A 25,574-nucleotide genomic window follows, 5' to 3' on the forward strand; every position below is an offset into this window, starting at 1 on the left:
CATTATCGGCTGTGGGTCCGCCAACTGCGATACCCACGATGCGCAGCGAACGCCCCGATGATCGCGGTGACACACCACACCGCAATCGCCGCGTAGGCCAGCGGCGAGGACAGATCCGAGATCGAAGCTCCCAGGGCGGTGTAGACGAACGCCCGCGGCGCTGACCCGATGAAGGCTCCTATTGCCATCTGCCACAACGGTATTCCGAACGCGCCGAATGCGTAGGACGCCAGTGCGTCGGAGATGCCGGGAACGAATCGCTGACCGACGACGGCCCACAGCCCGCGCCGCCGGATCTGCGTGTCGATGCGCCCGGCCCACTCGGCGCCGATCAGTGCCCGCGCACTGTCCCGGCCGGCCCGCCGGCCGACGAGGGCGGCGATCGTCGCCGTCGTCACCGTCGAGCCCAGCGTGACGAAGGTGCCCAGCACCGGCCCGAACAGGAACCCGCTGCCTGCGGCCAGCAGGGGGCCGGGGACGAAGATTGCCGCAAGAACGGCCGACGCTGCGAGATAGGCCAGCGGTGCGACGGGCCCGGTCGCGGCGATCGCGTCACGTGCCCGCCCGACGTCGATCACGCGGGACACCGCCACCAGATAGAACAGCGTGAGCAGGAAGGCGGCGAAGATACCTAGGCGCAGGATGTGCGGCCAGCGACTGCCTTCTGGGACGCTCACCTGTCGCGCCGCGGTGGGTCGATGACGTGCGGGCCTCAGACCACCGTCGTCTTCAACGGGGTCAGGTCGGTCTTCATCAGCACGACGTTGTAGTTGCCCCACAGCGACATGTCCCAGTACAGGTTGTTCACGTCGGCTTGACCGTTGTTGTCCACGAGTTTCCCGGAGCCGGACCACGGGTGGATCATCGGCGCGTACAGGCCCGGGTATCGCGCCGAGGTCGCGATGGTCACCGGATCCGACCACGGGCCCTCCGGCTGGTCGGCGGTCCGCAGGATCACGTCGTTGTTACCGTTGCCGTACAGCACCACGTACTTCTTCAGATAGTCGTTGTACTGCACCGACATCTCGCTGACGTTGCCGCCGGTCTTGGCACCGGTCAGCCCGGCGAACCAGCCGCAGAAGAAGTTGGGGTTGTTGGCCAGGTCGATGATCGGGCCGAAAAGCCCTGTGGAGCGGGTGGAATCACCGAGGACCGGCGCCGCCACCGCGGGCCGGTCGGCGACCCAGTTGCCGCCGTCCCAGTACTCGTACTTGCTCAGGTCGGTGACGGAGTCGGCCGGCACTCGGGACAGGTAGGCCGAGCCGGCCCGGCCCGACGGGGTGCCGAAGGCGTAGAGGTACTGGGTTCCGCCGGCCGGAACCTGGTCGGCGGGCTGCAGGACGTAGGCGGCCTGCTGGAAGTTCTGGTTGCCTGCAACGTAGGGCGTCGAGGACCGGAACCAGCCGGCCGAGCGGATGGTCGAGGGGGCCAGAACCCACTTGTCGGTGGCTTGGTCGTACACCGAGATCGCCGAGTAGTTGGTGGTCCACCGGCCTGGGGTGTCCCACGACTTGACCGACATGTAGTTGACGTACTGCTGGTTGTTCACCGAGACCGCCGAGGTCGGGATGATCGTCACCTCGGAGCTAAGAATCGGGAACAGCGCACCGGGCGCGCTGGGAATGAACTGGTACGCGTAATCGGTCGGCAGCAGACTCAGGCCGTTGCTCAGGTTGGTGTCCCGGCTGAGCAGAAGGATGTTGGAGCGCCAGTCGCCGGTCATGTTGGGGCCGCTGAAGGTGTCGCCGAAGGCCAGCTGGATGTTGCCGGTCAGGCCGTTCTCCCACAGGATGCCGAGGTCGGTTCCCCAGACTTCCTGCCGCGCGGTGTTGTTGGTCTGCGGCCAGTTGAGGCCGGGGTAGCCGGTGTTGGCCTGACCGGTCACCCAGCCGACCGGAGCCGAAGGCAGGGTGGTCGGCGAGGTCACCACCGCCGCTGCCAGCGCGATCGGAGCGGAGGTCGCCGTGGTCGACGCGGCCCGCGAGGCGGGGGGCGCGGGGTCGAACTCCCGTCGCACCCAGGCGGCCAACATCCACGCCGCCGGCGTGGTGGGGGGAGTGCGCGGCGTACTTCCCAGCCCGCCTCGTACGAGTTCGAAGACTGCCAGCAGTCGCGACAGCACAGGCGGCGCGGCGGATTGGACGGCATCGGTGGGCAGCGCGGTCACGACAGGCGCCGTCGCGGTGACCGGCACGCTGAGGACCGCGGCGGTCGCACCCGCGGTGGCAACCACCGCGGGTGCGACGGTCACGGCGGCGGTACTGAGTGCCACCCGGGAGGGGTTGACGGCTGTCGCTGCCGGGGCCGGTGCGGCGGTGTCCGCCGACGTGGCCTGCGCCGTCGAGCCGGCGGGCTTGTCGACGGTCGTCGCGCGGGTGAGCGCGCCACCGGAACCGGAGGCGGCAGCGCGCGCCGCGGCGCTCTTGCCGGACTTTGACGAGGACGGCGTTCCGGATCCCGGTGTTCGATCGGCGGTGGTGGCTGGGCGCAGGGAAGCTCGCTTGGATCGTGCGGTCGACGACGAACCGGTGGAACCGGGCGCCGTCGACGCCGGGGCATTCGCGCCCGGTGCGGATGTGTCGTGTGAGGCCGTGCCGTGTGCTGCCGAGCCGGCATCGCCGGAGCCATCGGCCCAGGCCACAGTGTTGCCGGAGGCAACGGCTGCTCCTACGCCCAAGGCCACCGCAAGCACGCCCATCCGGCCCACATACGCCGCGGCATTCATCGAGGGCCTCATCCACTCCACCCCTGTCGGATCACTTCGGTGTCACGATCCATCGCAAACTTCGCGGCCGGCTTCTCGGCGCTGCTCGCACGGTCGCGTTGACGCCGACCGTACCAAACTGGCAAACCTCATGGGTAACTCTGGTCACCACTGTTGCAAACATGTCACCATCACTGGCCCACCACGAGTTCGCCCATCTTCGGAACCCTGACCTGCAAAGCCCACGTGCTTCCGGGGCGGCCGCGCGGGCCTGCGGAACTGGCAGGTTGTCCGCCCCGACCCCATCTAAAGCAGAGCGGTCCAGCAGCGGGGGGAGCGGCATTTCAGTCCTTCCCCGGGCGGCCGAATTAGTGGCTGCCGGTCTAGAATGACAGCGAAGTCCTGTTCTCGGTTGCCGATCGGCAAACAACGCGCGAACATGTGCCGAACACGACAGGTCCGGGGCAGGCCTCAGGTCGAGCCCGGCGAACTCGCGCTCGCGGAGTCTCGATCCGTCGACTCGGAGTCCGGCTGTGGTTCGGGCCAGGGCTGTGGCAGCGGGCGCTGACGAACCCGCTGCGGCCACCAGAACCACTTGCCCAGCAGAGCGGCGATGGACGGCGTCATGAACGAGCGGACCACCAGCGTGTCGAACAACAGACCGAGCGCGATCGTCGTCCCGACCTGGCCGGCGACCCGCAACGGGCTGATCGCCAGCGACCCCATGGTGACGGCGAACACCAAGCCGGCCGAGGTGACCACCGAACCGCTACCGGCCATCGACCGGATGATTCCGGTGTTGAGCCCGGCGTGGATCTCCTCCTTGAACCGGGCCACCAGCAGCAGGTTGTAGTCCGATCCCACCGCCAGCAGGATGATGACCGCCATCGCGATGACCATCCAGTGCAGCGGCTGGCCCAGGATGAGTTGCCACAACAGGACCGACAGCCCGAACGACGCACCCAGCGACAGCACCACAGTGCCCACGATCACCGCCGCCGCCACCACGCTTCGGGTGATCACCAGCATGATGACGAAGATCAGGCACAGCGCCGCGATTCCTGCGATCAGCAGGTCGTAGTTGGCGCCTTCCTGCAAGTCCTTGTACACCGACGCGGTGCCGCCGAGGTAGACCTTCGAGCCCTCCAACGGGGAGCCCTTGATCGCTTCGAAGGCCGCATTCTTGATCTTGTCGATGTGCGAGACGCCTTCCGGCGTCGCGGGGTCACCCTCGTGGGAGATGATGAACCGCACCGCTTTTCCATCCGGCGAGACGAACATCTTCAGACCGCGCTGGAACTCCGGGTTGTCGAAGACCTCCGGCGGCAGATAGAACGAGTCGTCGTTCTTCGAGGCGTCGAAGGCCTGGCCCATCGCGGTCGCGTTGTCCTGCATGGCCTGCATCTGGTCCTGGAAACCACTCATCGTGGACTGCATCGTCATCATGGTGGTCTTCATCGACTTCATCGTCGCGATCATCGGCGGCATGATCTCGACCATCTTCGGCATCAGCGTGTCGAGCTTGTCCATGTCGACGACCATTGCCGCGAGATCGTCACTGAGGGTGTTGATTCCGTCGAGGCTGTCGAACACCGACCGCAGCGCGTGGCAGATCGGGATGTCGAAACAGTGCGGTTCCCAATAGAAATAGTTCCGGATCGGCCGGAAGAAGTCGTCGAAATCGGCCAAGTGGTCGCGGATTGCATTGGTGTCGGCCACCATCTGCTTGGTCTGGGTGACCATGCTGTGGGTGATGCCGACCATCTGCTTGGTCAGCGCGAGCATCCGTTCCATCGTGTCGATGGTGACCTGCAGCTCGTCGCCCATCTTGAGCATGTCCTTCATGCGGTCCTGCAGATAGGACATGTTCATCGTCTGGTTGGTGCCAGACATGCTGATGATGAACGGGATCGAGGTGTGCTCGATCGGGGTGCCCACTGGCCGGGTGATGGTCTGCACGCGGCCGATACCGGGAATGTGGAAGATGCTCTTGGCAATTCGGTCGACAACGAGCATGTTCGCTGGGTTGCGCACGTCGTGGTCGGTCTCGATGAGCAACAACTCGGGATTCATCCGCGCCTGCGGAAAGTGCCGGTCGGCCGCCGCGTACCCGGCGGCGGCCGGGATGTCCTTGGGCAGGTAGTTGCGGTCGTTGTAGTTGGTCGTATACGAGGGCAGGGCCAACAGACCGATCAGCGCCAGCGCCGTCGACGCAGCGAGGATCGGACCGGGCCAACGCACCACCGCGGTGCCCACCCGGCGCCACCGATGCGTGTTCATCTTCCGCTTGGGTTCGAACGTTTTCCTGAACCGGCTGCCGATCGCGATGACTGCGGGTCCGAACGTCAACGCCGCGAACACCACCACGAGCATGCCGATGGCCAACGGGAAACCCAGCGACTTGAAATAGGGCATCCGGGTGAAGTGCAGACAGAACGTCGCACCCGCGATGGTCAGGCCCGAGCCCAGGATCACGTGCGCGGTGCCGTGATACATGGTGTAGAAGGCCGTCTCGCGATCCTCGCCGGCCAGTCGCGCCTCGTGGTAGCGCCCGATCAGGAAGATCGCATAGTCCGTGGCCGCGGCGATGGACAGGGTCGCCAGGAGATTGACGGCGAATGTCGAGAGGCCGATCACTTCGGCGTTGCCGAGGAACGCGATGACACCCCGGGCCGCGGTGAGCTCGAGGAACACCATCACCAGCACAAGGATCGTCGTGATGATGGAGCGGTAGACCAGCAGCAGCATCACGAGGATGACGGCGATCGTGAGGGCCTCGACGGTCTTGACGGCCGAGTCTCCGACGTTGTGCTGATCGTGGCTCAGCGCCGTCGGACCGGTGACGTAGACCTTGATTCCCGCCGGCGGCGGGTTGTCCTTGACGATCCCCTGGACGGCGTCGACCGACTCGTTGGCCAGGCTCTCGCCCTGGTTGCCGGCCAGATACACCTGGACGTAGGCGGCCTTTCCGTCGGCGCTCTGCGAGCCTGCAGCCGTCAGCGGGTCGCCCCAGAAGTCCTGCACGTGCTCGACGTGCCTGGGGTCGGCCCGCAGCTTCTGGATCAAACCGTCGTAGTAATGGTGGGCCTCGGCGCCCAGCGGCTGGTCACTTTCCAGCAGGACCATCGCCGAGCTGTTGGAGTCGAACTCCCGGAAGTCCTTGCCGACCCGCTTCATCGCCAGCATCGACGGCGCGTCTGTCGGTGCCAGCGACACGGTGTGCTCCTGGCTCACCTGCTCCAGTGGTGGCACCGCGACGCTGAGCACGACAACCAGCCCGAACCAGAACAGCACGATCGGCACCGAGAACATCCGGACGAACCGGGGAATCAGTGGGTGCGCTCCGTGTCGGCTCATGCGGACTTCACCAGGCAGAAGGTCTGGGCGTTGACGCCGTCGGAGGTCTTCTCGTCCTTCAGCACACCGTCGACGTAGATACGGCAGCCGATGGTGTCGGTGTCACCCTGAGCCACGATGTTGGCGCTGGCTGCCGGTGCCGTGGTCGTCAGCGTCAGCGACCACGGCAGGGTGGTGTCGCGCACGATCTGCGGCTTGGCGTCGAGGTCGAGGTAATTGATGGTCGCCACCGCGCCGGCAGGGCCGAAGATCTCGTACTTCACCTGCTTGGGGTTGAACGGCTGGGTGTCATTGGCAAGACCGCTGCCGGCGCGGGTGAGTTCGGTATGGCCGAAGAACCCGTGCAGCCGGTACACGGAGAAGCCCGCAATGGCCACCACAAGAATGATGACCAGCGGAATCCACGCCCGCCGCAATGCCTTGACCATAGGATTCCCCGCGACCCGTCCAATCGAAAACCCTAGGACACCGTCACGGAAACTGCGATGCCGATCCTGAAGGTGGCCGTTCGTGTCATCTCAACCCCATACTTCTCGCGCGGCGACCGCTTAGCCGGTTTACGACCGCTTTGCCGGTTTAACTGAAGAGATTAGCTCACTTAACTGACTTAACTGACCGGACGATACCCTCGGTAGCTTCGGGAACCGATTCCGACCTGCCATTCGTGCCTGAGGTCACAACAGGGCCCGCGGTTCCTCACTCGACGCGTTTTGGGGAGAACGGAATCCGGGGCGGCTGGTGCGCAACTGCTTAGCAGGCCTACAATCATTGGCATGCACTTCGCGAGGCTTGCCATGGTCGCCGCAGCGACCGTCGCGGCGCCGATTGTCCTGGCCGCACCGTCACACGCCGACCCGGACACCGACTTCGCCAACCAGCTGCACACCTTCGGCATCTACGGGCCTCGTGACTACAACGCCTGGCTCGGCAAGATCGCCTGCAAGCGGCTGGCCACCGGCCTGGACGGCGACCTGAACGCGTCGGCGAAGTTTCTCCAGCGCAACCTGCAGCTCGGCTCCACCCAGGCTCAGGCGGTGCAGTTCCTCGGCGCTGCGATCACCACCTACTGCCCAGACCAGGTCGGCGTGCTGCAGAGGGCCGCCGCCCGGTAGGGCTCCCACTGGCCGGCTCCGTCGACCGGACCGTCTCCGCTCAGCTGCGTCATACCCGGCCCTTCTCGGCATGTACGTTGCGGACGCCCACCGCGTTGCGCAATCCCGAGCAGTTGTAGCACCCCACACAACCGACGCAGTCGGTGCACCGCGCGCACGCCAGACACGCCATGCAGTGGCGGCACGCGAAACAGGCCGCGCACGCGACACATTCGCGCAGCAGGATGGACAGGATCGTGATCACGCAACCGGCGATCACCGCGCTGCCCGCGGTGGCGATGGATCCGGCCACCACGGCGCTGCCCGCGGTGGCGATGGATCCGGCCACCACGGCGCTGCCCGCGGTGGCGATGGATCCGGCCACCACGGCGCTGCCCGCGGTGGCGATGGATCCGGCCACCACGGCGCTGCCCGCCGTAGCCCTCGATCCCGCCACGGCCACTGAGTTCGGTGTATCGGTCGGCACAGCACCAGTATGTCCGACAATCGATTCGGGACGGCGCTATACCGGGGGGACATGGTGACCGTCGCGCGCGTGCTTTCCGCAGCCATTCTGTTCGTGGGGGTTGGTCTGTGGGTGGCGGTGGCACCGCCGCCGGCGGGCGCCGACCTGCCGATGGAGGGCAGCTAGACCTACTCCAAACCGGGCCTGCCACCCGCGACGTGGAACTTCTCGCCAACCTGTGTGCTGGTGTGCCGTGCCAGCAGCCCCGAGTGCACCCAGCCGTTCGGGGCGGGCGGGGCGACCGGATGCACCCTGCACGTCGTCAGCTCCACGCTGCGGTGCGACCAGTTCGGAATCTGCAGCCAGAAAATTACGGGTGCGTGACCATATGCCTTCCTGGAAGGCGCTGGGGCTGCCGGTCGCCTTGAATTGATCTCAAGAGCAAGGCCTTCTGATTGCCTTCGTAATAAGGGGGTATCCCAGGCGCCGTGCTAGGCCGGGGCTTTCGCAGCCCGCTACTTGGAAGGAGCCAACGTGGCCGCGGCCTGCACCTCGCGCGTGACCTGAACAAACCCGTGAGGAGTCGATGATGCGTACCGTTTCTGGCGCGACAGACCACGTCGTTGTGGTCGGAGCCGGGCTGTCCGGCCTGTCTGCGGCCCTGCAGCTGGCCGGCCAAGGGCGGTCGGTCACCGTCGTGGAGCGCTACTCGTTCCCCGGCGGCCGGATGGGGCAGGCCGACATCCGTGGCTACCGGATCGACACCGGGCCGACTGTACTGACGATGCCCGACATCATCGAGGACGCCTTCGCCGCTGTCGGCGCCTCGATGGACGATCACCTCGAGTTGGCGCTGGTCGACCCGGCCTACCGGGCGACGTTCGCCGACGGCAGCACGCTGGACGTCCACACCGACGCCGCGGCCATGACCGCCACGATCGAGGCGTTCGCCGGGCCGGGCGAGGCGGCCGGCTATCAGCGGCTGCGCGCCTGGCTGACCGAGCTCTACAAGCTGGAGATGAACGGGTTCATCTCCAGCAACTTCGACTCGCCGCTGTCGCTGCTGACCCCACAGCTGGCGCGGTTGGCCGCCATCGGCGGGTTCCGCGGCTGGGAACGCATGGTCAGCAAGTACATCACCGACGAACGGCTGCAACGGGTCTTCACGTTCCAGGCCCTCTACGCCGGTGTCCCGCCGCAACAGGCACTGGCCGCCTACGCGGTGATCGCCTACATGGACACCGTTGCCGGCGTGTACTTCCCGCGCGGCGGCATGCGTACCGTCCCTGTGGAGCTGGCCGCCGCTGCGGCCGACGCCGGGGTGGACTTCCGCTACCAGTCCTCGGTGACCTCGCTGGAGCGTTCCGGCTCCAGGGTGACTGCCGTTTGCACCGACAAAAGTGACCGGATTGCGTGTGACGCAGTGGTTCTCACCACCGAGCTGCCGCTGACCTACCAACTGCTCGGCCGCGCCCCGAGGCGTCCGATCAAGCTGCGCCCGGCGCCGTCGGCCGTGGTGGTCCACGTCGGCTGCCCGGCCGTGGGATCGCAACTGGTGCACCACAACATCAGCTTCGGGCGCAAGTGGGCCGGCACCTTCGACGAGATCATTCGGAACGGCACGCTGATGAGCGATCCGTCGCTGTTGGTCACCAGGCCCACCGTCGGTGACCCCAGCCTGGCCCCGGCCGGCCGTGATCTGCTTTACATCCTGGCGCCGTCGCCGAATCTCGAAGTGAGCGTGGTGGATTGGGACTCGCAGGGTGAGGCCTACGCCCAACAGGTGGTCGCCAAGGCCGCCGAACGGCTGCTGCCCGGTCTGGCCGAGGACGCTGACGTGCTCGACGTCGTGACACCGGCGGACTGGGCCCGGCAGGGCATGGCCGCAGGCTCGCCGTTCGCGCTGGCGCACACCTTCTCTCAGACCGGGCCGTTCCGCCCGGCCAACACCGTGCGCGGCATCGACAATGCGGTGCTGGCCGGCGGCTCCACCGTGCCGGGGGTGGGGGTGCCAACCGCGGTTCTGTCGGGCAAGCTGGCAGCAGAACGCATCACCGGGCCGGTCGACGATCTTTCGGATAAGCGCACCATCACCAGGTCGGGAAGCAGATGGCGATGATCCACACCGAGTTACACGCCGCGGGGATCGACGACGAGCGGCTGCGCGAGTCCTACCGGTACTGCCGCCGGCTCAACGCCCAGCACGGCCGGACCTACTTCCTGGCGACCCGGCTGCTGGCCCCGTCACAGCGTCCCGCAGTGCATGCCCTGTACGGGTTCGCCCGCTACGCCGACGACATCCTCGACGACCTGCAGTCGACGGCCACCGTCGCCGAACGGGAGGCCCGGCTAGACCAGCTGTCGGCCAAGTTCTTCAGCGGCACCGCCGACCCGAGCGAACCGGTGCTGCCCGCGGTGCTGCACACCGCCCGCACCTACCGCATCCCGCTGGACTTGTTCCACGACTTCCTCGCCTCAATGCGGATGGACCTGACGGTCACCGACTATCCCGACCGCGCCGCGCTCAACCACTACATGCGCGGGTCGGCCGAGGTCATCGGACTGCAGATGCTGCCCATTCTCGGCACCGTCGACCCAGTGGCCGAGGCGGAGCCATGCGCCGAGGCGCTGGGCCGGGCGTTTCAGCTGACCAACTTCCTGCGGGACGTCGACGAGGACCTGGTGCGCAACCGCGTCTACCTGCCGGCCGACGAACTGGCCACCTTCGGGGTGGACCGCGACCTGCTGACGTGGTGCCACCACAGCCGCCGAACCGACAAGCGGGTGCGCCGGGCGCTGGCGGCCCAGCACGACATCACCAGGGGCGTCTATCGCGAGGCACGCAAGGGCATCGCCCTGCTCGCCCCGCAGTCGCGGCCCTGCGTCGCCACGGCGTTCACCCTGTATTCGGAGATCCTGGACCGCATCGAGGCCCTCGACTTCGAGGTCTTCAGCCAACGGGCCTCGGTCGGCACCGGGCGGCGCGTGCAGGTCTTCGCCGGCGGACTGGTCCGCGCCCGACGGGCCCGATGGTGTGGCGCCGCCTGATGGATCAGTGGCAGTACCTGTTGGTCCTGGGCGGCTGCGTTCTGATCACCGCACCACTGGAGGTGTTCGGCGCAGGCGTGTACCGTCGGCCGCTGCGACTGCTGGCTTCGGTGCTGCCGGTGGCGCTGGTGTTCATCGTCTGGGACGCCATCGCGATCGCCGGGGACGTGTGGACCTACAACCCCCGGTTCATCACCGGCATCGACGTCGGGTTCTCGATCCCGCTGGAAGAGTTGCTGTTCTTCATCATCATCCCGCTGTGCGGGCTGCTGACGTACTCGGCGGTGAGCACGATCCTGGGCCTTCTGCGCGGCCGGGCACGTGGGCGCGATGAGCAGGTCCGGCGATGACCGGCCTCGGCTACACGCTGCCGGCGGTGGTCTCGGTGGTCGTGGTCATCGCGCTGGAGTTGGCGGTATTGCGCACCGGGTTGTTCCGCAAGGTCGAATACTGGATCTCGATGGGCATCGTGTTCGCGTTCCAGATCATCGTCGACGGGTGGCTGACGAAGCTGTCGGCCCCCATCGTCATCTACAACGAGCAGCACAGCACCGGGATCCGGTTCCCGTTCGACATCCCGGTCGAGGACTTTCTGTTCGGCTGGTCGCTGGTGACCGCGGTGCTGCTGCTGTGGGAAAGGCAGCGACCACGATCCAATGACCGAAAGGACCGACAGTGGTGAGCGTGGGCGACGAGGGATTGCAGCGGGAGCAGGTTCCCGGGGCGTTCGACGTCGGTGCCCGGGCCTATGACAGGCTCGTCGGCGCCAACCCCGGATACCACGACCACCTGCGAATCTCGGCGCACCGGCTGCGGCTTCCGGACGGTGGGCGCGGGCTGCGTCTGCTCGACGCCGGCTGCGGCACGGGCGCTTCGACGGCCGCGCTGCTCGAGGCCGCCCCGCACGCCGAGATCGTCGCGGTGGACGCCTCGGCGGGCATGCTGGCCGAAGCCAGGGCCAAGCAGTGGCCGGAGACCGTGCAGTTCGTGCACAGCCCGATCGAAGCCATCGCCGATGCGGGGGTGCACGGCCCGTTCGACGGAATCCTGGCCGCCTATCTGCTGCGCAACCTCGTTGATCCCGACGCCGAACTGCGCACCTTCCGTGAACTCCTGCGGCCCGGCGCGACTCTGGCGGTACACGAGTACTCCGTTCGCGATTCCCGTGCGGCCAAGGCGATTTGGAATGCGGTGTGCTGGGTGATCATCATCCCGGCTGGCTGGCGGCAGACCCACGACAGCACTCTGTACCGGCACCTGTGGCGCAGTGTGAACGCCTTCGACGGCGCCAAGGACTTCCAGCGCCGGCTCGTCGCGGCGGGTTTCACCGGCGTACACAGCGAAACCATGCCCGGCTGGCAGCGCGACATCGTGCACACGTTCCTGGCGGACGCACCGCGATGATCGATCCCCGACGAGTCAGCCACCCGGCGCCGTCTGGGCTGCCGCACGCCAACGCCCTGCCCAACACCCCGCACGTGGTGGTGATCGGCGGCGGCATCGCCGGGCTGGCCGCTGCCGCCGGACTGGCCGAACGCGGTGTCTCCGTCGACATCCTGGAGCGGCAGAACTATCTGGGTGGACGCGTCGGAGGGTGGACCGAGCGGTTGCCCAACGGAACCGAGGTCGCCAACAACCGCGGATTCCACGCGTTCTTCCGCCAGTACTACAACCTGCGCGCACTGCTTCGGCGCACCGACCCGGGCCTCGACCGGCTGCGCCCGGTCGAGGACTACCCGCTGGTCGACGGGGAGGGCCGCAAGGACACCTTCCGCGGGCTGCCCAAGACCCCGCCGTGGAACGCGCTGGTGTTCGCGTTGCGCAGCCCCACCTTCCGGTTCCGGGATCTGGTGCGCCTCAACGCCACGGCGGCGGCACCGCTGGCCGCGGTGTCGGTGCCCGAGATCTACGAACAGCTCGACGGCATCGACGCGGGTAGGTTCCTGACCGACATCAACTTCCCGGTCGCCGCCCGGCACCTGGCCTTCGAGGTGTTCGCCCGCAGCTTCTTCGCCCGGCCCGAACGGCTCTCGGCCGCCGAGCTGGCGGCGATGTTCCACATCTACTTCCTGGGCTCCAGCGAGGGGCTGGTCTTCGACGTCGCCGTGTCGAACTTCGACACCGCGCTGTGGGATCCGTTGGGGGAATATCTGATCGAGCACGGCGTGCAGATCCGGTCCGGGGTGTCGGCCGAGTCCATCGTTGTAAGCGGCCCGAAGGTACTGCAGGTCCGCGACTCCAGCGGAACGACCATCGACGCCGATGGCGTGGTACTGGCCGCCGACCCCGCGGGACAGCAGAAGATCGTCGCCAACTCACCCGGATTGGGTGACGACGACTGGCGGGCACAGGTGGCCGGCTTGCGTACCGCCCCGCCGTTCGTGGTGCAGCGGCTGTGGCTGGACCGGCCGGTGCAGGCGGGCCGCCCACCGTTCTTGGGTACCGGCGGCCTCGAGCCCGTGGACAACATCAGCGTGGTGAGCAACTTCGAGCGCCAAGCCGCGGAATGGGCTCGCGCCCACAATGGTTCGGTGGTCGAGGTGCACTCGTACTCGGTGGTCGACCCGCCGCCGTATGAGGGCCTGCGGGAGCGGATGCTGGCCCGACTGCACCAGCTCTACCCAGAGACCGCGGATGCCGGCATCGTGGGGGAGACACTGCTGCTGCGCGACGACTGCCCGCTGTTCTGGCCGGGCGCCTATCAGAGCCGGCCCACCGTGGACACCCCGGTGGCCGGGCTGATGCTGGCCGGCGACGGGATCCGCATCGACCTGCCGGTAGCCTTGATGGAGCGGGCGGCCACTACCGGATGGTCGGCGGCCAACCGCCTACTTGCCGGTTGGGGGGTCAGCGGGCACACCCTGCACACCGTCCCGGTACAGGGTCGCTCGCTGGTTCTTCGCCGGCTGGCCGAGAGGGGGCGCGCGTCATGAGCGTGAGGTCGCGACTGGCCGCCAAGTGGCCCAAAGGCATTCCGCTGCAGCTTATTCCGAAGGTCGACTGGGCCAAGCAACAACCCACCTACCAAGACGCGCAGCCGGCAGTGATCGACGCGGCGCTGCGCCGCGCCGATCAGCGTCCGAGCGGCAACTGGTACGTCTTCGCCGCGAGCTCCGACGTGCGCACCGACAAGCCGTTGGGCGCCAAGGTCGGCGGCGTCGAGATCGTGGCCTGGCGCGCTCAGCAGCGCGCGCTGCACGTCGGGCCGGCGGCCTGCCCGCACCTCGGCGCCGACCTGGCCACCGGGACACTGGATTGCGGAGCGCTGCTCTGCCCGTGGCATGGTCTTCGCCTCGAAGGTGGCTGGGAGTTCGGCTGGAAACCGTTGCCCGCCTTCGACGATGGCGTGCTGGTGTGGGTGCGGCTGGATCGGGTGGGACGCAGCGATCCGTTGGACGCCCCGGTGATCCCCGCCCGACCCACCGGAGTGCGGCTGGCGGCGGTGACCAGGTTGGAGGGAGTGTGCGAGCCCTCCGACGTCATCGCCAACCGGCTCGACCCGTGGCACGGTGGGTGGTTCCACCCGTATTCGTTCACCCAGCTCGAGGTGCTCAGCGCCCCTGCGGTCGACGCCGACGAGCAGAATGACCGCTTCCTGGTCGCCGTGACGTTCCGGATGGGACGCGTCGGGGTGCCGGTGATCGCGGAGTTCACCGCCCCCGAGCCGCGGACCATCGTCATGCGGATCGTCGACGGTGAGGGCGCCGGCAGTGTGGTGGAGACCCACGCGACGCCGATCGGGCCCGGGCCCGACGGGCGGCCGCGCACCGCGGTGCTCGAGGCGGTGATCGCGCAGTCCGACCGCACCGGCTTCAGACATTCGCTGCGCGTCGCCGGGTTGATCACTCCGCTGATGCGGGCGGCGGCGGCCCGGCTGTGGCGCGACGACCTCGCCTACGCCGAGCGCCGATTTGCTTTACGCGCAAGCTCATCCAGTTAGGCTCCGTGCGTGGCCAAGCACATCCCGGGCCGCGGAACCGTTCGCTGAGTAACGCCTCCGGCGTCCGCGCCGACATCCCTGGTGAATCCACAGACCGGTGCTCGGGGTCCCCGCATGCCTTGGAGATCAGGCTGGGAACCCGGATAGGACGACATGACCGACCCATCGAAACCGGCCCTCGGCCTGTCGGTCGGGGTCACCACGCTGACCGCGGTGACGGCGGACCGTACCGTCACCCGCAGACCCGTGATCACGCTTTATCGGTATCGGCAGCCCGAGGTCGGCCTGCCGTCGGAGAACCCCGCCCTCGACGAGCCGGGCCTGGTGCTCACCGACTTCGTTGACCGCGTCGGCGACCCGGTGGGCATCGTCGCGCCCGACGGTTCGGTGCATCCCGGGGAGGCTTTGCTGGCCGACGCGTTGCGGGCACTGGCGTATGCGGCCACCGCTGGACGGCAGCTGCCGTCGGCCACCACCATTGCCCATCCCGCGCACTGGCGCACCGGTGCCGTCGAGGCATTGCGCCGGGCGCTGCGCCGCGTCCCGGAATGGGCTGCTGACGAACCGCTGCTGGTCGCCGACGCTGCGGCTGCGGCCACTGCCCTGCAGGCAGATCCCGGGCTGCCCACCCGCGGCGTGATCGCGTTGTGCGACTTCGGCGGCGGCGGCACCTCGATCGCCCTGCTCGACGCTGCCGACGGCTACCAGCCGGTCGCGCCGACGGTGCGCCACCTGGACTTCTCCGGCGACCTGGTCGACCAGGGGCTGCTGGCCCACGTGATGGCGCAGTTGTCGGCCGGCGGACCGCTCGACGTGACCGGCACCTGGGCTATCGGGTCGCTGAGCCGGCTGCGGGCTGAGTGCCGCGCCGCCAAGGAGCGACTGTCGACTGTCACGGTGACGGCGGTGCCGGCCGAGCTGCCGGGATTCCGCGGTGACGTCCGGCTGACCCGCACCGAACTCGACGAATCCCTTCACCGTTCACTGGCCGAGTTGGTGGCCGTCGTGCAGGACACGCTGGGCCGCGCCGGGGTTCGGCCGGCGGACCTGGCCGCGGTCGCCACGATCGGCGGCGGCGCCGCGATTCCGGTGATCACGACGACGCTCTCGGAGCATCTGCGGGTGCCCGTCGTCACGACGACCCGACCGGCCGCCACCGCTGCGATCGGCGCGGCACTGCGGGCGGCGCGAGGACCGGCCGACGATAGTGCCACCGCGCTGGCCGCGCTGCCCCGAGCGACCGGCCGGGCGCTGGCCTGGTCGGAGGCTGCCGACGTGCCCGACCTGGCGCCCCCGGTTCGTGAGCCGGCGGCCGTCGTCGGCGCCCGGCCGCTGGTGGACTTCGAACCCGAGCCCGCCGAGCCGGTCGATGCGGCCCTGCCGTGGTACCGCCGCCCGCTGTCGGCGGTGGGCGCGGCCCTGCTGGTGATCCTGGCGGCCGGTGCCGGAACCTTTGTCGCGCTGCGCGACGACAGCAGCGCTGCCGCACCCGGGTCACCCACCCCGAGCGTCACGACCACACCCGAGGCTGCCCGGACCGTTGTGGCGGTACCGGCGCCGCCCGGGCCGGTCGAACCGCCGGCCCCGGTGGTCCAGACGCAGGCCGTCCAGGCGCCCCGGACCGTCGTGCAGTCACCCGCCCCGGTCACCCAGACCCAGGTGGTGCAGGCGCCGCCGGTGACCACCGAGGCTCCGCCGCCACCCCCGGTGACCGAGACGACGACGGTCGTCACCACGCCGCCGCCGGTGACCGAGACGGCCACCGTCACCCAGTCGCCGGCACAGCAGGCGCCGATTATACCGACGATCCCGCCGATCCCCGCGATTCCCGGCCTTCCGCAGATATTTGTGCAGCCGCCAACGTCAGGCTGAGCCCGCTTCTTGGCCAGGACGACCTTGGCTGGCGGGATGGACCTGCGCCGTGCCCCTCGAAAAGCGTTATTGCGTGCGCTAATCCGGCTGCCTGGAGGCGCGAGGAGGCGCTGCGGCTGGCGCTGTCCATCGGTTGTGGACGCACCACGATGCTGGACTCGGGCACGTCAGTTTCGGCGGCGGCGGTGCAGCAGCAGACCCACGATGATGCCGACCGCCAGCATCGCGGTCAGCAGCAGCCACATCGGTGACTCGACGGTGATCCACAGGACGTGCACCTGCTGGCGGTCGCGGTTCTGGCCGATGAACACCGCCGCGAGCACGACGAGCAGAATGGCCAGCCAGTAGCGCAACGCAAAGCGCTGAACCGCGCCGCCGGCGGGCTTGGTTTCGTCTGGTGACATGAGGACCTCCCGTGCTTGCTGCCTCAGCAGGTGACGGTAGTCGCCGCGGGGTCAATTCTTCGGATAACTCACCCCGGTGAGCCGTTCGGAGAGCTGCCAGAGCCTGCGGCAGCCCTCCGGGTCCGAGGCCCGGCTCAGGATCTTCGCCTCGGTGACGCCGCCGCCGGCCAGCTCCATGAAGCCGGTCGGTCCGTAGAACACTCCGCCCCGGCCGTGCGGATCGACGGCGGCGTAGAGCACCGGCAGGATGCCCTCGTCGACCTCCTGCCACATGAACGGCATGTAGCGCCAGCTGAACTGGTAGAACCGGGCCAGTGCCGTCGGCTTGGCGCGACCGTGCGAGGGGCCGCTGATCTGCAGGTTGGTCTTGCACAAGCCGGGGTGCGCCCGCGGAGTCCGTCGCCTTCATCGGTGAGGGCATTCTGACGCTGGTGGCCGGGATGTACCCGTTCTCGGTGCCCACTGAACCGGTGCGGCAGGCCATGGCAGATCTGGGCTTTCCCGACCCGCGGTGCCGATTCCAGGACGGCCTGCGCACCGGACTGTCGACCTGGCTGATCGGGGCGGCGGCGCAGAGCCCCGCATGACGCACTTCGGGCCATGAACGGCACCCGGACCGTCCCTCGTCAGTGGCCGCGAGCCACCCAGTCGTCGTAGTTGACCAGCTCGTCGCCGATTCGGGTGGTGTCGCCATGGCCGGCGTAGACCACGGTGTCGGCGGGCAGCTTGCCCAGCTTGTCCTTGATCGACCCGAGGATGGTCGGGAAGTCGGAGAACGAACGCCCGGTGGCGCCGGGGCCACCCTGGAACAGGGTGTCGCCGGAAAACACCGCGCCCAGTGCCGGCGCGTAGAGGCAGGTCGAACCCGGGGAGTGCCCGGGCGTGGCGATCGCGCGCAGTTCGATGCCGTCGGCCTTGAGCACCTGACCATCTTCGATCGTGCGGAACTGCTTGTCGCCATGAGTCATTCGCCACAGCATGTCGTCTGCGGGATTCAGCAGCACCGGAGCGTCGAAGTCCTTGCTCAGCTGTGGTGCGACGGTGATGTGGTCGTTGTGGCCGTGGGTGCAGACCACCGCGACGACGTGCCGTTTGCCGACGGCGTCCGCGATGGCCTTGGCGTCGTGGGCGGCGTCGATGACGATCACCTCGGAGTCGTCGCCGACGATCCAGATGTTGTTGTCGACTTCCCAACTGCCGCCGTCGAGTTCGAAGGTGCCGTGGGTGACGACGCGCTCGATGCCACTCACAGGATCACCACCGAGCGCAGCACCTCACCGGCGTGCATCTTGTGGAAGGCGTCCTCGATTCCGTCGAGGCCGATCCGCTCGGAGACGAACTTCTCCAGCGGCAGGCGGCCCTGGCGGTACAGGCTGATCAGGGTGGGGAAGTCGCGTTCGGGCAGGCAGTCGCCGTACCAGGAGGACTTCAGCGATCCGCCGCGGGAGAAGAAGTCCACCAGCGGCATCTCCAGCTTCATGTCCGGGGTCGGAACACCAACCAGGACAACGGTTCCGGCGAGATCGCGCGCGTAGAACGCCTGCTTCCAGGTCTCCGGGCGGCCGACGGCGTCGATAACCACGTCCGCACCGAACCCGTCGGTCAGGTCCTGGATGGTCTCGACCGGGTCGAGTTCGCGGGCATTGATGGTGTGGGTGGCGCCGAAGTCGCGGGCCCAGTCCAGCTTCCTGTTGTCGGTGTCCACGGCGATGATCTTGCGGGCACCTACCAGGGCCGCACCGGCGATCGCGGCGTCGCCGACGCCGCCGCAGCCGATCACCGCGACGGTGTCATCGCGGCCCACGTTGCCGGTGTTGACCGCCGCGCCGAGACCGGCCATCACGCCGCAGCCCAGCAGGCCGGCCACGGCGGGGTCGGCCTCGGGATCGACTTTGGTGCACTGACCTTCGTGGACCAGGGTCTTGTCGGCAAACGCGCCGACGCCCAGTGCCGGGGTGAGTTCGGTGCCGTCGGTCAATGTCATCTTCTGGGTGGCGTTGAAGGTGTTGAAGCAGTACCACGGACGGCCCCGCTTGCAGGCGCGGCACTGCCCGCAGACCGCGCGCCAGTTGAGAATCACGAAGTCGCCGGGCTCGACGTTGGTGACGCCCTCGCCGACGGACTCCACGGTGCCGGCGGCCTCGTGGCCGAGCAGGAAGGGGTACTCGTCGTTGATGCCGCCCTCGCGGTAGGTCAGGTCCGTGTGGCACACGCCGCATGCGGTGACGTCGACGACCACCTCGCCCGGACCCGGGTCCGGGATCACGATGTCGACGAGCTCGACGGGTTCGCCCTTCTTTCGAGAAATCACACCGCGCACCGTCTGACTCATGGGACGAAACCTTAGCGCGGGTAACCCGGAATGCCGCACGCCAGTGTGTCGATGAGCGATACGGTGGAGACTTGCTTACCGCGAGACTGGACACCCTGAGCGACCTGCTGGCCGCAGCCCGCAGCGCCTATCGCAGCGGCGACTGGGAAACGAGCTACGCCTCCTTCTCCCGTGCCGGTGCGATCGGGCCGTTGAACGTCGACGACCTCGACGCCATGGCGGGTGCGGCCTGGCGCTCCGGCCATACCGGCGAGGCGATGCGCGTCGGCGAACTGGTCTACCTTCGGCTGACCCGCACCGACCCCAACTCGGCGGCGACGAAGGCCGTCGAACTGGGGTCGGCGTGGCTGTCCCGCGGTGAGGTGGCCGTCGGGTACAGCTGGATACGGCGGGCCCGCGGATTGCTCGCCGGTGCGCCCGACAGCCCGGTGCTGGTCTGGCTGACGTACTTGGAGACGGTGGTCGCAGTGCTGAGCGACGACGTCGACCAGGTTGCGGAGCGGTCCGCGGCGCTGCGCGAGCTTGCGTCACGGGCGCCCGAACCCGAGCCGGCGTTCGAGGTGGGCGAGTTGCTCGAGGCGATCGGGGAGCAGCGGTTGGCCGCCCTGGCGAGCGCGGTCGAGCAGGCGCATCCGCGTACCGCGGGCCAGGCGTGCTACCGGCTCGGGGAGGTACGTCGGCTGCGCGGCGATGTCGACGGCGCACTGGCCGCGTACGCCACGGCGCACCGGTTGGGTGTCATGCCGCAGCCGGGTGAGGCGTTGCTGCGGTGCGCGTTGGGCGACGTAGACGCGGCGTGGGCCGAAATTCAGGCGGCACTCACCGAGGCCGACGAGCGCGGCCGGGCCCGGTTGCTGCGAGGTGCGGTCGAGATCGCCTTCGCGCGCGGCGATCTCGACAGTGCTGAGCGCCACCTTCGTGAACTGAGCGTCTCTGCGCCGGACACGCTGCCGGACGCGCTGCTGCACGCGCAGCTGCTGATCCGCCGCGGACGCTTCAGCGACGCGCTGGCCGTGTTGCGGGCGGCGCTGCGCGAGTTCCGGATGCGTGGGTCGGAGCACGAGGCCGCCCAGGCCTATCGGTGGATGGCTGCGGCGCACCGGGGGCTCGGGGCCGACGACCTGGCGGCGGCCGACGAGGCAGCTGCCCGCCTGCACGGCGGCTAGCCTGCACCCGATGGCCACGCCTCTCGACCTCATTGCCGACTGGCCGGTACCTGCTGCCTCCGCGGCGGTGGTCAGCCCGTCCGGTGTGCTCGCACAATACGGCGACGTCAGCGCGCCGTACCGCCTGGCTTCGGTGACCAAGCCGCTCGTCGCCCGCGCGGCCCAGGTCGCCGTCGAGGAGGGCGTGGTGGACCTCGATGCCCCCGCCGGCCCGCCCGACAGCACCGTGCGCCACCTGCTGGCCCATGCCTCCGGGCTGTCGATGAACTCGGCTGAGGTGTTGGCCAAGCCGGGCAAACGACGGGTGTACTCGAACTACGGCTTTCAGGTGCTCGCCGAGACCGTCGAGCAGCACTCCGGGATCGAGTTCGGCCGCTACTTGCGCGAGGCTGTGTTCGAGCCGCTGGGGATGGGCGGCTCCGAGTTGGCGAAGGGAGCGCCGGCCGCGGGGTACGGCGGGGTTTCGACGGTTGCTGACCTGGCGGTGTTTGCCGCGGACCTGCTCTCACCCCGCACGGTGTCAGCCGAGATGCACGCGGCGGCGACCAGCGTGCAATTTCCCGGTCTGACCGGGGTATTGCCAGGCTTCGGTGTCCAGCGGCCCAACGACTGGGGACTGGGCTTCGAGATTCGCGACGGCAAATCCCCGCACTGGACCGGGACCGCGAACTCGCCGCGGACGTTCGGCCATTTCGGACAATCGGGCACGTTCATCTGGGTCGATCCCGACCGCGAGCTGGCCCTGGTGGTGCTGACGGACCGGGATTTCGACGAATGGGCTAAACCGCTGTGGCCGGCAATCTCTGATGAAGTTCTGAGAGAGTACGGGCCGGACTAGCGCAACAGGGGCCCCACGAGGCACAATAAACACGCACGACACAACTGCATCTTCGGCAATGCCAGGTCGTTGGGGAAGACGTCCCTAGTGGAGCCGAAGGAGCAAGTGATGCGTGCGTCGAACCAGTTTGCCGACGCGGCGACTGGCGTGGTGTACATCCACGCCTCGCCTGCTGCGGTGTGCCCACATGTCGAGTGGGCGTTGTCGTCGACCCTGAATGCCAGGGCGAACCTGAAGTGGACCCCGCAGCCGGCCATGCCCGGCCAGCTGCGCGCCGTGACCAACTGGGTTGGTCCTGTCGGCACGGGTGCCCGGTTGGCCAATGCCCTGCGCTCCTGGTCCGTCCTGCGCTTCGAAGTCACCGAGGATCCCAGCGCGGGCGTGGACGGGCAGCGGTTCTGCCACACGCCGCAATTGGGTCTGTGGAGCGGATCGATGAGTGCCAACGGCGACACGATGGTCGGCGAGATGCGGCTGCGCACCTTGATGGCCGCAGGCGCGGACGCGTTGGCCGCCGAGTTGGACTCGGTGCTGGGTACCGCCTGGGACGAGGCTCTCGAGGCGTATCGCGACGGCGGCGACAGTGGTGAGGTGAGCTGGCTGAGCCGCGGGGTCGGCTAGTCAGAACGGCGGCGGGCGGTTGTGGTCCGCGACGGACTCTCGTCGGCGAAGTCAACAGCTCTCAGCGTGTGTCAGGGCGTGACGATGTTGAACCAGAACGGGTAGTCGACTAACAAGCCGAGGAACTCGTCGAACTTCGCCTCATTGCCCTTGAAACTGATCGATCTATCCGAGCGCGCCTGGTCGAGGGTCTTCTCGCCCAGCCGAACATCGTCGAGGGTGGCTTTGGTAGTGGTGACGGTGACATCGGCGCCCGGCACCGGTTGAGGCCGGTTCCATCTGCTCGAAGGCGTCGGCAAGGAGATTCCTTCCGTTGACGCTGTCGGGGTTGGCAAACACGACATGCTTCAAAGCCATGGCAACCCAGCGGTATTCGTGCTGCAGCTCACCTTGCAGTCACTCGCCGATGCCCTTGACAAGGCCTGTATCTCCACTGTCGAAGCCTTCGGCGAGAATCCGGAGACCTTGATGGTCCGGGCCTGCTGCCGCGCGCTTGCCGGTGACGATCTGGACGCAAGGCTTCTGCTGAGCCGGGCTCGGGCAGCACCTGTCACGGAAGGTGAGTCGACGCGGATCGCGTTCATTGCCGACGTCACCACGGTGCTGACGTCCGATGTCGAAGAGACCATGGCAGCTGCCGTCGACCGCATCGAGTCGGCGCTTCACGACCGGACGATCGTTCCCACGGGGTGCATGCATGCGCTCTGTTTGTGCTCGGCTGGGCCAACTCCCGGCTGCGCCGCGCAGATCGTGCCGCGACACAGCTGGTCGCCGCCCGGCATGAGTGCGAGGGACTGGGATTCACCGAGCTCGCCGAAAGAGCCAGATCGCCCGACGGCCTGCTTAGGTCGCCACGAACCCATTCATCGACAACGCCGACCACGACTGTCTGAGGCTGCTCGGTTCTCATGCCACGTCGACCTCCGACCGAAGCTTTCTGGACAGTTGCCTCGTCGCTTGCGAGGGGATCGCGATACGCGACATTTCAGGCACTGCAACGCCGCTCACAGCACGCGAACAAGATGTTCTGGCGTTCCTGCGGACACCGATGACCGCTGCGGAGATCGCGTCACGATTCTCGGTATCGGTGAACACCGTGAAGACCCACCAGCGTGCCATCTACCGAAAACTCGGCGTGGCGAACCGGCGCGAAGCCATCAGAGCCGTCGGACCTACCGGCCACCGTGGAGACACGACCTAGACGAAGGAACTAGGGTCGGCCGGCCCGCCTGCCCGAGGGGTAATCCGGCACAATGATTTTCAGCGCCCCTGGCACTGCGGAGATCTCGGCCGGCAATGAGCAGACGTAGTCGCCGTCGGCATACGCATTGATTCCGGGTGAATCGACGGTGATGGTGCGGGCTCGGTCGACCGTCACCTCGTCGAGGTTGACGTGGGTGCCCCTGAACACCGTGGGGAACAACCGGATCAGCCTGGTGCGCGAAGCCGAATGCACCATTGTGATGTCGAGCATGCCGTCGGAGTGGTTGGCGCCCGGACAGATCTGCATCCCACCCCCGTAGCTGCGCGTGTTGCCGAACGCTGCCAGCGTCAGCCGCGTGACGATCTCGCGCTGCCCGTCGAGCACCATGCGGAACGGCAGCAGCCGGAGCTTGGACAACTCGGCAACCATGGCGACGTTGTAGCGCATCCGCCCGTGCGGCCAGCTCATCCGGTTGACCCGATCGCTCACCAGGGAGTCGAAACCCGTTGCGGCGACGGTGCCGAACCACGTGCTGCTGCCGTCGGACCCCTTGATGAGCCCGAGGTCGACCGTCTCGAGGTGTCCGGCGGCGATGATGTCGACGGCGCCCTCCGGGTCGGCTGTCGGCAATCGGTACTCCCTGGCATGGTCGTTGCCGGTGCCGGCCGGCACGATCCCTAGCGGAACGTCGCTGTGCGCCAACGCCTGCAGCGCCAGCCGGATCATTCCGTCGCCGCCGACCACCACCAGGGCATCGGTGCCGCGGCTGAGCGCCTCGTCGACCAGTTCGCGGGCGTGGGCGGCGTCGCGACCGACGATCTGGACCACGTCGATGCCGAGCTGCTGGAACCGGGCCACCGCCCGTTCGGAGGCGTGCGGCGCGTTGCCGTGGCCCGACATCGGGTTGGTCAGCACTGTGACGATCATGGAATCAGCTTGCCCGGGTTGAGGATTCCGGCCGGGTCGACGGCCTGCTTGACGGCGCGCAGCACCTTGACACCGAGTTCCCCGACCTCGGCGGTCATCCACGGCCGGTGATCGGCACCGACCGCGTGGTGGTGGGTGATGGTAGCGCCGACGCGGGTGATCGCCTCGCAGGCGGCGACTTTCGCGGCCCGCCACTGTTTGGTGACGTCCCCGCGCTGTCCGGCCACGACGGTGAAGTACAGCGACGCGCCGGTGGGGTACACGTGCGAAATGTGGCACAGCACCAAGGCCGGCGTGCCACTTTCGGCCAGCGAGGTGGTCAGCGCCTCGGTGACGGCGGCTTTCAGCACCGGAAGGTTCGACCACGTGGTCGCCGTCTCGAGGGTCTCGCACAGCGCGCCGGCCGCCAGCAGCGAGTCGCGCAGATACGGTGCGTCGAACCGGCCGTGCTCCCACGCCCTGGCCGGGCCCTCGCCCAGCGAAGTCCCGCCGTTGGCCTCGAGGACGGCGCGGGTCTCGGCGTGCCGGCTCTCGGCATGGGCTGGGGTCCCCTCGAAGAGCGTGATGGCCAGGCAACCGCCGGTGATCGTCTGCTCGCCGATGGCGCCGGTGGTGGCGAGGTTGACACCGGTCTCGGCCTCGTCGGACAACCTCAGCACCGTCGGCCCCGTAGCGATCTGAGTCACTGCGCGCAGCGCCGCGGCGCCGGTGGCGAAGTCGGGGAACGACCACGCCTCGTAGCGCACCGCCTCCGGGGTGGGGTGCACCCGCAGTCGCACGCGCGTGATGATGCCGAACACTCCCTCCGAGCCGGTGAACAGCTCGCGAAGATCCGGCCCGGCGGCCGACTCCGGTGCCCGGCCGAGGTCCAGCACACCGGCGGGAGTGACGACCCGCAACCCGCGGATCATGTCGTTGAACCGCCCGTAGCCTGCGGAGTCCTGGCCCGACGAGCGGGTGGCCGCGAAACCGCCGATGGTGGCGAACCGGAAACTCTGCGGAAAGTGCCCGAGTGAGAAGCCGCGTTCGCCCAGCAGCCGCTCGGCGTCGGGTCCGGTGACGCCTGCGCCCAGTTCGGCTTCGTTGGAAGTCTCGTCCAGCCAGTGCAATTCGACCAGCCGGCGTAGGTCCAGAGACACGACGGAGCCGAACTCACCGCGGATCGGGTCCAGCCCGCCCACCACGCTGGTGCCACCGCCGAACGGCACCACCGCGATACCGTGCCTGGAGCAGTATGCGAGCACCGCCGCGATCTGTTCCTCGTCTGCCGGCAGCAGCACGGCATCGGGCGCGTCCTGTTGAGTCTGTTTGCGCCGCAACAGGTCCAGGGTCGACTTGCCGCCCGCGTACAGCAGGCGTTCGCGGTCGACGGTGCGGAGGTAGTCGGCGCCGACAATCGCGGTCAGCCCGTCGCGGTGCACATCGGTCAGCGCCGACGGCTCCAACTGAACCTCGTCGATCCCGGGCGCGGCGATTGCGGCGGCCTTGATGCCGAGGGCTTGTTCGAGCAGTCCGCGGATGCCGCCGGAGAGCGGTTTGGCGGCGTCCGGGTCGCCCCACGCGTTCCACGCCATCGGAGGAAGCAGGCGGTTGGGTGCATCGTT

Annotated in this window: 26 protein-coding genes and 3 pseudogenes; 14 read left to right on the forward strand and 15 right to left on the reverse strand. The window is 68.1% G+C overall.

The features are described from left to right. Window positions 1–2: 2 nt before the first annotated feature. The 4 genes from K9U37_RS10560 to K9U37_RS10575 form a co-directional block, all read right to left on the reverse strand. Entirely contained in the window at window positions 3–677 is a 675-nt protein-coding gene (locus tag K9U37_RS10560; protein ID WP_243071650.1) for a TVP38/TMEM64 family protein, read from the reverse strand. Window positions 678–712: 35 nt separating this feature from the next. After that, a complete protein-coding gene (locus tag K9U37_RS10565) occupies window positions 713–2,737 on the reverse strand; it encodes a DUF4185 domain-containing protein (RefSeq protein ID WP_243071651.1) in 2,025 nt (674 codons plus the stop codon). Window positions 2,738–3,175: 438 nt separating this feature from the next. Beyond that, on the reverse strand, window positions 3,176–6,061 hold the full coding sequence (locus K9U37_RS10570) for an MMPL/RND family transporter (protein ID WP_243071652.1): 2,886 nt from the start codon (window positions 6,059–6,061) through the stop codon (window positions 3,176–3,178). Then, window positions 6,058–6,489: an MmpS family transport accessory protein gene (locus tag K9U37_RS10575; protein ID WP_243071653.1), complete on the reverse strand. Its 432-nt coding sequence runs from the start codon at window positions 6,487–6,489 to the stop codon at window positions 6,058–6,060. Before K9U37_RS10575 ends, K9U37_RS10570 begins: the two co-directional genes overlap by 4 nt. Before the next feature lie 345 nt (window positions 6,490–6,834). On the opposite strand from K9U37_RS10575, the gene K9U37_RS10580 reads away from it, so the two are divergent. Then, a complete protein-coding gene (locus tag K9U37_RS10580; protein ID WP_243071654.1) occupies window positions 6,835–7,173 on the forward strand; it encodes a DUF732 domain-containing protein in 339 nt (112 codons plus the stop codon). A 49-nt stretch (window positions 7,174–7,222) separates the two neighbouring features. Here K9U37_RS10580 and K9U37_RS10585 read toward each other — a convergent pair whose 3' ends face one another. After that, window positions 7,223–7,615, reverse strand: a complete 393-nt coding sequence (locus K9U37_RS10585; RefSeq protein ID WP_243073316.1) for a hypothetical protein — start codon at window positions 7,613–7,615, stop codon at window positions 7,223–7,225. Window positions 7,616–8,207: 592 nt separating this feature from the next. Between K9U37_RS10585 and crtI the strand changes: the two genes are divergently transcribed. The 8 genes from crtI (at window position 8,208) to K9U37_RS10625 (ending at window position 16,478) form a co-directional block, all read left to right on the forward strand. Next, window positions 8,208–9,737, forward strand: a complete 1,530-nt coding sequence (crtI, locus tag K9U37_RS10590; protein WP_243071655.1) for a phytoene desaturase family protein — start codon at window positions 8,208–8,210, stop codon at window positions 9,735–9,737. After that, window positions 9,734–10,666: a phytoene/squalene synthase family protein gene (locus K9U37_RS10595; RefSeq protein ID WP_243071656.1), complete on the forward strand. Its 933-nt coding sequence runs from the start codon at window positions 9,734–9,736 to the stop codon at window positions 10,664–10,666. The genes crtI and K9U37_RS10595 overlap by 4 nt, the downstream gene beginning before the upstream one ends. Continuing rightward, on the forward strand, window positions 10,666–11,016 hold the full coding sequence (locus K9U37_RS10600; protein ID WP_243071657.1) for a lycopene cyclase domain-containing protein: 351 nt from the start codon (window positions 10,666–10,668) through the stop codon (window positions 11,014–11,016). The genes K9U37_RS10595 and K9U37_RS10600 overlap by 1 nt, the downstream gene beginning before the upstream one ends. Then, window positions 11,013–11,348, forward strand: a complete 336-nt coding sequence (locus K9U37_RS10605) for a lycopene cyclase domain-containing protein (protein WP_243071658.1) — start codon at window positions 11,013–11,015, stop codon at window positions 11,346–11,348. The genes K9U37_RS10600 and K9U37_RS10605 overlap by 4 nt, the downstream gene beginning before the upstream one ends. Continuing rightward, the gene (locus K9U37_RS10610; RefSeq protein WP_243071659.1) at window positions 11,345–12,070 is read left to right on the forward strand and encodes a class I SAM-dependent methyltransferase; all 726 of its coding nucleotides are present in this window, start codon (window positions 11,345–11,347) and stop codon (window positions 12,068–12,070) included. The genes K9U37_RS10605 and K9U37_RS10610 overlap by 4 nt, the downstream gene beginning before the upstream one ends. Further along, entirely contained in the window at window positions 12,067–13,599 is a 1,533-nt protein-coding gene (locus K9U37_RS10615) for an FAD-dependent oxidoreductase (protein ID WP_243071660.1), read from the forward strand. Before K9U37_RS10610 ends, K9U37_RS10615 begins: the two co-directional genes overlap by 4 nt. After that, entirely contained in the window at window positions 13,596–14,606 is a 1,011-nt protein-coding gene (locus K9U37_RS10620) for a Rieske (2Fe-2S) protein (RefSeq protein ID WP_243071661.1), read from the forward strand. The genes K9U37_RS10615 and K9U37_RS10620 overlap by 4 nt, the downstream gene beginning before the upstream one ends. 153 nt (window positions 14,607–14,759) lie before the next feature. After that, entirely contained in the window at window positions 14,760–16,478 is a 1,719-nt protein-coding gene (locus K9U37_RS10625; RefSeq protein WP_243071662.1) for an Hsp70 family protein, read from the forward strand. A 55-nt stretch (window positions 16,479–16,533) separates the two neighbouring features. On the opposite strand, the pseudogene K9U37_RS20190 reads toward K9U37_RS10625, so the two are convergent. From K9U37_RS20190 to K9U37_RS10640, 3 genes and pseudogenes are all read right to left on the reverse strand, one after another. Beyond that, window positions 16,534–16,644, reverse strand: a pseudogene (locus tag K9U37_RS20190) (class I SAM-dependent methyltransferase); the annotation flags it as partial. Window position 16,645: 1 nt separating this feature from the next. Continuing rightward, window positions 16,646–16,882 (reverse strand): DUF1049 domain-containing protein, encoded by a 237-nt coding sequence (locus tag K9U37_RS10635; RefSeq protein ID WP_243071663.1) that lies wholly within the window; start codon window positions 16,880–16,882, stop codon window positions 16,646–16,648. A 51-nt stretch (window positions 16,883–16,933) separates the two neighbouring features. Beyond that, window positions 16,934–17,269: pseudogene (locus tag K9U37_RS10640) on the reverse strand (short chain dehydrogenase); the annotation flags it as partial. 53 nt (window positions 17,270–17,322) lie between these two features. Between K9U37_RS10640 and K9U37_RS10645 the strand changes: the two are divergent. Further along, entirely contained in the window at window positions 17,323–17,469 is a 147-nt protein-coding gene (locus K9U37_RS10645; protein WP_243073317.1) for a hypothetical protein, read from the forward strand. Between the two features lie 39 nt (window positions 17,470–17,508). On the opposite strand, the gene K9U37_RS10650 is transcribed toward K9U37_RS10645, so the two are convergent. Together K9U37_RS10650 and K9U37_RS10655 are read right to left on the reverse strand one after the other, a co-directional pair. Continuing rightward, complete coding sequence (locus K9U37_RS10650) at window positions 17,509–18,132, reverse strand: MBL fold metallo-hydrolase (protein ID WP_243071664.1); 624 nt, start codon at window positions 18,130–18,132, stop codon at window positions 17,509–17,511. Next, the gene (locus K9U37_RS10655) at window positions 18,129–19,214 is read right to left on the reverse strand and encodes an S-(hydroxymethyl)mycothiol dehydrogenase (RefSeq protein WP_243071665.1); all 1,086 of its coding nucleotides are present in this window, start codon (window positions 19,212–19,214) and stop codon (window positions 18,129–18,131) included. Before K9U37_RS10655 ends, K9U37_RS10650 begins: the two co-directional genes overlap by 4 nt. A gap of 71 nt (window positions 19,215–19,285) precedes the next feature. Between K9U37_RS10655 and K9U37_RS10660 the strand changes: the two genes are divergently transcribed. From K9U37_RS10660 to K9U37_RS10670, 3 genes are all read left to right on the forward strand, one after another. After that, a complete protein-coding gene (locus tag K9U37_RS10660; protein WP_243071666.1) occupies window positions 19,286–20,380 on the forward strand; it encodes a tetratricopeptide repeat protein in 1,095 nt (364 codons plus the stop codon). A gap of 10 nt (window positions 20,381–20,390) precedes the next feature. Next, window positions 20,391–21,218 (forward strand): serine hydrolase domain-containing protein, encoded by an 828-nt coding sequence (locus K9U37_RS10665; RefSeq protein WP_243071667.1) that lies wholly within the window; start codon window positions 20,391–20,393, stop codon window positions 21,216–21,218. A gap of 108 nt (window positions 21,219–21,326) precedes the next feature. Continuing rightward, window positions 21,327–21,839: a DUF3145 domain-containing protein gene (locus K9U37_RS10670; RefSeq protein WP_243071668.1), complete on the forward strand. Its 513-nt coding sequence runs from the start codon at window positions 21,327–21,329 to the stop codon at window positions 21,837–21,839. Between the two features lie 71 nt (window positions 21,840–21,910). Here the strand turns inward: K9U37_RS10670 and K9U37_RS10675 are convergent, their stop codons facing one another. The 3 genes and pseudogenes from K9U37_RS10675 to K9U37_RS10685 form a co-directional block, all read right to left on the reverse strand. Further along, window positions 21,911–22,099, reverse strand: coding sequence for an alkyl sulfatase C-terminal domain-containing protein (locus K9U37_RS10675; protein ID WP_243073318.1), 189 nt, complete (start codon window positions 22,097–22,099; stop codon window positions 21,911–21,913). Between the two features lie 52 nt (window positions 22,100–22,151). Then, window positions 22,152–22,196, reverse strand: a pseudogene (locus K9U37_RS20195) (hypothetical protein); the annotation flags it as partial. A 39-nt stretch (window positions 22,197–22,235) separates the two neighbouring features. Then, the gene (locus tag K9U37_RS10685) at window positions 22,236–22,505 is read right to left on the reverse strand and encodes a hypothetical protein (RefSeq protein WP_243071669.1); all 270 of its coding nucleotides are present in this window, start codon (window positions 22,503–22,505) and stop codon (window positions 22,236–22,238) included. Between the two features lie 316 nt (window positions 22,506–22,821). On the opposite strand from K9U37_RS10685, the gene K9U37_RS20025 reads away from it, so the two are divergent. Beyond that, the gene (locus K9U37_RS20025) at window positions 22,822–23,040 is read left to right on the forward strand and encodes a response regulator transcription factor (protein ID WP_308197428.1); all 219 of its coding nucleotides are present in this window, start codon (window positions 22,822–22,824) and stop codon (window positions 23,038–23,040) included. A 9-nt stretch (window positions 23,041–23,049) separates the two neighbouring features. On the opposite strand, the gene K9U37_RS10695 is transcribed toward K9U37_RS20025, so the two are convergent. Together K9U37_RS10695 and K9U37_RS10700 are read right to left on the reverse strand one after the other, a co-directional pair. Next, window positions 23,050–23,970, reverse strand: coding sequence for a diacylglycerol kinase (locus K9U37_RS10695; RefSeq protein WP_243071671.1), 921 nt, complete (start codon window positions 23,968–23,970; stop codon window positions 23,050–23,052). Then, a complete protein-coding gene (locus K9U37_RS10700) occupies window positions 23,967–25,544 on the reverse strand; it encodes an FAD-binding oxidoreductase (protein WP_243073319.1) in 1,578 nt (525 codons plus the stop codon). The genes K9U37_RS10695 and K9U37_RS10700 overlap by 4 nt, the downstream gene beginning before the upstream one ends. Between the last annotated feature and the right edge of the window lie 30 nt (window positions 25,545–25,574).

It is taken from the genome of Candidatus Mycolicibacterium alkanivorans (genome assembly GCF_022760805.1).
In the GTDB taxonomy this organism is placed as follows: Bacteria; Actinomycetota; Actinomycetes; order Mycobacteriales; family Mycobacteriaceae; genus Mycobacterium; species Mycobacterium alkanivorans.